The sequence below is a fragment of the Moorena sp. SIO3I6 genome (genome assembly GCF_010672095.1).
This window is the reverse complement of record NZ_JAAHHU010001055.1, coordinates 1-1,735: the sequence shown is the minus strand read 5'-3', so window position 1 is coordinate 1,735 and position 1,735 is coordinate 1. Positions and strand designations below refer to the sequence as shown.

Annotated in this window: 1 protein-coding gene and 2 pseudogenes; all 3 read left to right on the top strand. The window is 42.7% G+C overall.

Annotated elements, in window-relative coordinates:
- Positions 1–593, top strand: a 593-nt coding sequence (locus F6K49_RS46035) for a group II intron maturase-specific domain-containing protein (RefSeq protein WP_293109053.1), incomplete at its 5' end; no start/stop codon positions are given.
- Between the two features lie 18 nt (positions 594–611).
- Positions 612–779 (top strand): annotated as a pseudogene (locus F6K49_RS46030) (HNH endonuclease signature motif containing protein); the annotation flags it as partial.
- A 109-nt stretch (positions 780–888) separates the two neighbouring features.
- Positions 889–1,227, top strand: a pseudogene (locus F6K49_RS46025) (transposase); the annotation flags it as partial.
- Between the last annotated feature and the right edge of the window lie 508 nt (positions 1,228–1,735).

The following is a 1,735-nucleotide window of genomic DNA, read 5'->3' as shown; positions in this document are numbered from 1 at the left end:
TTATGGGTTTGGAATTAAAGCCAAGCAAAACAAAAATTGTCCATACGTTTGACGGATTTGATTTCCTCGGATTCAATATTCGCCAGTATAAAGTAGGAAAAAATCACTCAAGACAAGGCTTTAAAACCATCATCAAACCATCTAAGGAAGCAATTTTAGAGCATTATGGACAGCTCTCAGAAGCCATAAACAAGCACAGAGCTGCCCCTCAGGAAGCTTTAATTAGCCACCTAAAACCCATTATAAAAGGATGGTGTAACTACTACAGGTCAGTCTGTAGTCAAGAAACCTTCGATGACTTGGGAAACATGCTCTGGAACAAACTCCAAAGATGGGGATATAGGAGACATCCCAACAAATCAAAATCCTGGGTAGTCAAAAAATACTGGGGAACCATTGGAGAGGATAAATGGACGTTTATGACTGGGAAAGACAACTACCTCCCTAAGCACGCCAAAACCGAAATAATACGGCATGTAAAAGTCAAAGAATCCAGAAGTCCTTATGATGGTGACCTGATTTACTGGGGTACCAGAATGAGAAAGCATCCTGAGATGACCACTCGGAAGGGAAGACTTTTAGAACGCCAATAAGGGAAATGCACTTATTGTGGCCTTACCTTTAAGGATGGTGATTTATTGGAAACGCATCATAGAAAACCACGCTCCCTAGGTGGAAGTGATAAAGATGAAAATCTGGAACTACTACACCTACACTGTCACGACACTAAACATGGAACTAAAACTAACCTTAATGATTTAGATGAAAATCCATTCTAGAGGTACCAATGTCAAGGGTTCCTATAATGAGGAGCCGTATGATGCGTGCATTGTCACGTACGGTTCTGAAGACGAGTCAGTGGGGTGACTCACTGGCTTAGTTTAATAATGGTTAGAGCATTTTGGTACTAAGTTTGGTAGAGTCACTGTCGCAGTGAATCCTGCCTACACTAGCCAAAACTGCTCTGAGTGTGGTGAGGTCGTAAAAAAGTCTCTATCAACTAGGACTCACACCTGCAAATGTGGCTGTCAGTTAGATCGCGACCATAATGCCGCTATAAACATCCTCCAAAGAGCCTTGAGTACTGTGGGGCACACAGGAACTTGGGTCATAGACCCGAACGCTTTGGGAGAATCGGCCTCTACTCTTCTTGGCTCCGGCCTGGATGAGCAAGCTGACTCTGTGAACAAAGAATCCCCGCGTCTAATGACCGGGGAGTGTCAATAGGCGTAGGGCTAATCTAGCGCGGACTTGGCTTAATCCCCAAATCTAGACATAGTGTCATTGCTATTGACCTGAAACTTTGCCAGATTGGTGAATTACTGGGGAAAATAGAGATCTCAACAAAAGGATGGGGAAGATTGGGAAGTAATACCATTGAAGATCCACATCATAAGTAGCTTCAGGGGAATAAATACCCCAGCTGGTTTTTCTTCCCCGGTCGCCCATAGGCGGGATTCGCACACTACCTGGGATTTTTGATGAGTAAAATTCGTTACACAGCTATCTATCTCAATGAATTGGATGACTATATTCCTTATTACCAATCAACTTAAAAATTTAGCGCGAGGGTTTCAGGAAGATGAGATTGTGGCTTTAGTGGAAAACTATCTGCACTGGGAACAAGAGCAATGAGTGTCAGCACGACGAATATCCCTGATCTTGACTTAACCAACTTCACTATTTTGGTGATTGATGATAATCCTACCAATTTAGGAGTAGCTGTTGATTATTT